The following is a 5,382-nucleotide window of genomic DNA, read 5'->3' as shown; positions in this document are numbered from 1 at the left end:
TTTTGCCGCAGTGGCGGAACTGGCAGACGCCCGGGACTTAAAATCCCGTGGGTAGTGATACCCGTACCGGTTCGATTCCGGTCTGCGGCATTATTTAAAAGTGGAGGAAACGTTGAATTTACAGCGTTTCCTCTGTTTTTTTGTTCTGAAAAGTTTGAACACCTTTGAACACTTTATGATGAAATACCAAGTTTCTGAAAAGCAAGCATATTATTTTCCCCCTTGTTGACATTTCTCAGATAGTGGAGAGTAGTAGCTACTTCACTATGCCCCATTAGATAACTAAGGGTTGTGAGATTATTCCCGTCAAAAGCTGTTGAAGCATTGTAGAATCGTATTTTATGACTAGAATGATATGGAACTCCGGCTTCTTTGCAATATTTCTTTAAACGGCGGTTAAAGCTGTCAGTAGTCATTATAGCACCGTCAGGCTCAAAGAGATATGTTCCGCAAGGGTTTAGTTCTTTGGCTTTTTCAAGAATGGTTATCGCTTCATCCGTCAAGTATTGCTTACGATATCCATGCGAAGTATTTCCTTTCATTTGGTTTACAACTTTTACCTCTCGTTTGGAAAATGTCAAATCATCATTCAGCACACGTTCACAAGTAGCCTGCCTATGTAAATAAACAACTCTATTCTTATAGTCGATATCTTCCCACCGTATAGCCTTTGTTTCGCCTACACGGATAAATAAGTAGAAAGATAATTGTATGGCAAGTGAGTAGGGTTCAATAATACATTTCAAATAATTTAACAATTTGAATGTATCATCATGCGAAAACACGTTATCGCTTTGAACCTCAACAGGTTTGTAGGTGAATTGTTTGAAATTTACATCAGATACAGGATTGTGAGATATAATTTCTTCTTCAATCGCATAACTCATAATGCCATTTAATACAGAACGTGCGTTGCTTATCCGTTTATGTGTGTATTCCCGTTTTTTAGTGATTTCTCTAAAGAAGCGGATAAGCGTAATTGGTTTGATTTCCCCGATTTTCATTTTGGCTAGATTCGTGTCCTTAAAGAATTTATTCCACTCAGCAACATACTCTTGAATCGTTTTCGCTTTCACAGATGTATAATCACGTTTGTATAACAGCCATTCAGAGTACAAATCTTCTAGCGTGATACTCTCCCGGTTTTCGGCTTCTTGCTTTTCGATATAAAATCTTATGATTTCTTTTTCAAGGTTCTCTTTACTCTTTCTCTTAATTGGTCGGCGATTGTTAGGTTTTGTATTATCCGGTAAATATGTCCGCCAGCTTTTTTCGGATTCAGAGTAATAAATTTCATATATATGTTTCTCCAAGATTTTTTTGTTTGCCATGATTTTAAAATCTTTGAAGACTTCATCCGTTGTTATATTAGCACAAGTGACCAGTGTATTCAACAATGTGATATCTGAAGAAGTAACAGGCTTATTCATCGGACGTCCTCCGCCTGAATCCATTTCTACCTTTTTTGATCTTGACGTATATTACACTGCTGTCTTTTAAAAGTGATCCGCTTGAAACTAAGGACTTTGTATCATATACCTGCCGGGTATATTCCTTTTGGTATACAATATTTTCTTGTGACAAATCTTTGATAATATCACTGGTAAGCATTAGCTTCTTTTCTAGTGGCATTATAAGGTTCTGTGATTTAAAAAATGCCTTTTTCTTGTGCTCTTTTAGTTCTAGGTCTTTTCCAAAATATTTACTGAGATATCGGCCACGGTTCTCTTTGCTGTCCACATCAATACGGTTTATTTTAATAAAACCATGTGTCCATAATTCTTGTAACTTCTCTTTTGGTATATATGGAAAATCAAAGAAAATAACATGGTAGTGGATTGCCCCACGTTTCTGTTTCTCCCACGTTGCAATATATTTCAATGTTTGGACTTTGGTTTGATATAGGTAGTAATTTAATCGTTGGATAAAATATTTAAATTCTTTATTAGTTATTGTGATATCTTGAATATTCTCTTTAAATGTCAGCGTTAAAAATTTGGTTTTGTTATCAAAATTACAGTCAACAATACGAGCGATTTCCCAACGGGTCTGTTCATAATGCTTCTGTTTTCTTTTTAGGCTGTTATACTGCTTGCGAGCTGACATTTCATCAAATGTTTTGCGTTTGTTTGATTCGGATAAATTTGTATCTGCTTTTGTATGTGAATGACTATAAATGGGGTGTTCGTAAAAATATACTTCATTCGTTGTAGGAGTTTCAATGATTTTCGTATTATATACAAAACAATGGTTTGTTTTGTCCACGAAATTCACCTCTTGTCCTATTTGATTATGTGCTTATTTCTGTTCCGATTTTTCGGAAGATGTTGTTTTATATATCAAGTAAAGATAGAACGAAATCTGTTATCTCAAATGGTGCAGATAGTCAGTACCTTATGACGTTGTCCGGCACTGCCTATCTGCCCCTTTTAGGGAACTATTTTGTTCCGGCTTTTCTGATATTGACAGCTTCTGCTTTGACGGATAAGCGTCCATTATAGAGACTTGCCCATGTATGTAGTCCCTCAAATGAAACGGTCACTTGTCCTCTTTGCTCCAATTCTTCATTAGACACAAGCTGATTGGCATTTTTAACGCCAACTTTGATTTTCTCAAATTTCAGCTTTGGCAAAAGAACAGTGTAGTAGAAGCCTAGTTTCTCTTTGGTGTTGTAGTCAATCCATTCAGACACTTCGACTAATTGAAATTGTTCCTCCAGTTTGTCTGGGTTTAAAATAAAATCAGTTCCTCTAATCAATAAATATGACCTCCTTAAAATATTTAATTATCTGATATTCAGATATTTATTATAATACAGCACGGTATAAGCGGTGTCAAGAGAAATATCTTAATATCCGATAAAAAGATTGACAGAGTAAAAACATTGAAATATAATGGGCATAAACAAGGAGGATTGCGATGAATAAAATAAAAGAATTGAGAAAAGAAAATAACATCACGGTTGCGGAATTGGCAAAAGAGTTAGGAATTTCACAAAGTATGCTGACTAACTATGAAAATGGGAATGGAACTCCAAGGGATGATTCTATATGGGATAGGTTATCACAACTGTTTGGCGTAAGTAAAAGTCATGTTATGGGATTGACTACAGATATTGATGTGGTTCACAGAAAGAAGAAATTTAAAGCGGTTGTGGATATGTCAGAACCCATATCAATACAAGTGGAAAATCAAACAGACATTGATATCTTGACTAAGTTGGACTTACTGGATGATGAAGATACAAACAAGGTATTAGACTTTATAAACAATCTTCTTACTACAAAGAAGTATGAGGGAATTGAAGATAGTCCAATCGAATATGTGACGAAATAACAGAAGTAATCTAAGGCGTCCACTTGCCCAGCCGACCCGCCGCCCTGTTAGGAACCGTCGCTCTGGGCATCCTTCGGAACGTTGGTTTTTGAAAGAGCACGAACAAGAAGGAAATATATGTGGGAAGTATTCAGAGAATAGCAGACAGCACGATTGCGAAAGTGTTGTCTGTTATTCTTTTTTCTTAGTCATATTTAAAAACAACGGTTTTAAAGGGTTTCTCGCCATAACGAATCAACCACGCAGAATAATAGAGTTTGATTTCAAGGGTAGTAGGAGTGCCATTGATTTTGTTGTGTTCCGCTTCAATTTTACGGATAGTCTTATTAATTCCCCAATATTTGTAAACAATAACAGTCAGCTCCGTGTCCCGTGTGCCTTGATTGCTGAATGACATGCTGTTACGGACATGATAATCGGGCAGACTGATGTAATAGCAGATTCCGGCAATTAAACAGAGTAATAAAAGTGTAGTTATGACTTTTCTTTTCATGTGTATGTACCTCTCTTTTTTAAGTTCCCTGAAGGGATAACTATATAGTACCTCACTATATAGTGAATTACTACATAAAGATTTATTAAATATACTTTGTGTAGGGGTGATGCATATGAATTATGGACATTTAGAATTAAGGATAGAAGAACTGTTGAAAGAAAGGGGTATTAGCAAGAATACCATTTGCAAAGAGTTAGATATTCCGAGGTCAAATTTTAACAGATATTGCAGAAATGAATTTCAAAGGTTGGACGCAAATTTGATTTGTAAATTATGTGATTACTTTGAGTGTGAGGTTGGGGAATTGATTATTTATGTAAAAGAATAATGCTATGTTGTTGGAGAGGCATGGTACAAATATAGAGTTGGGGATCTAGTGAACTTAAAGCTACAGATACCTTTCATTTGATTACTTCTCTGTGAAATTGAATTATAATGTGAATAGTGGGAATTAGACAAATTGAAAGCTGTAAGGAGAAGTTCCATAAAGAAAAGATAAGACTACGTGTAGTCATGATTAAGGGGTAGATAACACATGACAATTTTATCGACTCGGGAATGGGCAATTGTAATATGGGTCAGTATTTTCCTTGTGTATGTAATGATGCATAGGCAGATTCGAGAATCTTTTTTGAGAGTTGTAAAAATATTTTTTGGTAGTAAGTTAAGAATACTTTGGGGAATTATTTTGCTTTATGTTTTGGGAATAACATTAATATTTTATCATCTACCATTTTGGAATAATGTTTTTATTAAAGATATTATAGTTTGGTTTGTATTTTCGGGTTTGATATATTGCATGAATGCTGTTTCAAAAGAGGCAGATGAGGGGTACATTAAAAAAGTTTTAAAAGATAATTTGAAATTTACGGTTATTTTGGAATTCGTCATTAGCACATTTACTTTCGATATATGGATTGAATTAATAATTATTCCAGTTACTACAATAATTGTAATGATGAATGTAATTGCAGAACGGAAGAAGGAATATTATAAAGTACACAAATTATTAGATATCGTTCTAGCGGTGGCAGGATTTTGGATTTTATATGAAACTATAAAGATTGGAATACATGAATATAAAGAATTGGATGCATTAAATACTTTTATTAGTTTTATGATTCCAATTGTATATCTAATTTTAATTATACCGTTAGAATACATACTTGAACTTTATTCAAAATATGAATTGCTGTTTGTTAGGATGTCATTTAAGGAAGAAAAAGTTAAAAAAATTCAAAGAAGACATCGTTGGTTTGTGGCAAAAGCATGTAAATTTTCAGTACGTAAGGTATTGCTTTTTCAAAAGAAATATTGGTGTAAAATGTATAGTAGAATGTCCGAATCAGAATTTGAAAAGTTGATGGAAGAATTCAGGCGTGAATGTAATAACTAATGGTTAATTATTGGTTTAATGCCAATTTTATATTAGTGAAAATTATACTTATGAACACTTTTTGAACACCTAGACCGTGATGAAGTCCTCAAAGCCCCTTTCTATCAGTATTTGAGATTGGTTAAAACGGTTCGATTCCGGTCTGCGGCAGTAA

The 5,382-nt window shown here is 34.3% G+C and carries 7 protein-coding genes and 1 tRNA gene; 4 read left to right on the top strand and 4 right to left on the bottom strand.

The window, feature by feature from the left end; genetic code table 11:
* Positions 1 to 4 precede the first annotated feature (4 nt).
* Positions 5 to 90: transfer RNA gene (locus MUB35_RS30155), tRNA-Leu, on the top strand.
* An 83-nt stretch (positions 91 to 173) separates the two neighbouring features.
* Here MUB35_RS30155 and MUB35_RS30150 read toward each other — a convergent pair.
* From MUB35_RS30150 to MUB35_RS30140, 3 genes are all read right to left on the bottom strand, one after another.
* Complete coding sequence (locus tag MUB35_RS30150) at positions 174 to 1,430, bottom strand: tyrosine-type recombinase/integrase (protein WP_244807369.1); 1,257 nt, start codon at positions 1,428 to 1,430, stop codon at positions 174 to 176.
* Entirely contained in the window at positions 1,423 to 2,265 is an 843-nt protein-coding gene (locus MUB35_RS30145; RefSeq protein WP_331477697.1) for a rolling circle replication-associated protein, read from the bottom strand. The genes MUB35_RS30150 and MUB35_RS30145 overlap by 8 nt, the downstream gene beginning before the upstream one ends.
* A 172-nt stretch (positions 2,266 to 2,437) precedes the next feature.
* Complete coding sequence (locus MUB35_RS30140) at positions 2,438 to 2,758, bottom strand: hypothetical protein (protein WP_244807368.1); 321 nt, start codon at positions 2,756 to 2,758, stop codon at positions 2,438 to 2,440.
* A gap of 161 nt (positions 2,759 to 2,919) precedes the next feature.
* Here MUB35_RS30140 and MUB35_RS30135 point away from each other — a divergent pair, with 161 nt between their 5' ends.
* Positions 2,920 to 3,336, top strand: a complete 417-nt coding sequence (locus MUB35_RS30135; protein WP_244807367.1) for a helix-turn-helix domain-containing protein — start codon at positions 2,920 to 2,922, stop codon at positions 3,334 to 3,336.
* A gap of 184 nt (positions 3,337 to 3,520) precedes the next feature.
* Here MUB35_RS30135 and MUB35_RS30130 read toward each other — a convergent pair whose 3' ends face one another.
* Positions 3,521 to 3,829 carry a hypothetical protein gene (locus tag MUB35_RS30130; protein WP_244807366.1) on the bottom strand — a complete coding sequence of 103 codons (309 nt, stop codon included), beginning with the start codon at positions 3,827 to 3,829 and terminating at the stop codon, positions 3,521 to 3,523.
* Between the two features lie 109 nt (positions 3,830 to 3,938).
* On the opposite strand from MUB35_RS30130, the gene MUB35_RS30125 reads away from it, so the two are divergent.
* Both MUB35_RS30125 and MUB35_RS30120 read left to right on the top strand, forming a co-directional pair.
* Positions 3,939 to 4,160, top strand: a complete 222-nt coding sequence (locus MUB35_RS30125; RefSeq protein WP_331477696.1) for a helix-turn-helix transcriptional regulator — start codon at positions 3,939 to 3,941, stop codon at positions 4,158 to 4,160.
* A 207-nt stretch (positions 4,161 to 4,367) separates the two neighbouring features.
* A complete protein-coding gene (locus MUB35_RS30120) occupies positions 4,368 to 5,228 on the top strand; it encodes a hypothetical protein (RefSeq protein WP_244807364.1) in 861 nt (286 codons plus the stop codon).
* Positions 5,229 to 5,382: the final 154 nt, after the last annotated feature.

The sequence above is a fragment of the Blautia sp. NSJ-175 genome (assembly GCF_022867815.1).
Taxonomy (GTDB): domain Bacteria; phylum Bacillota; class Clostridia; order Lachnospirales; family Lachnospiraceae; genus Blautia; species Blautia celeris.
Note: the sequence above shows the minus strand (reverse complement) of the source record. Positions and strands in the feature narration are given on the sequence as shown.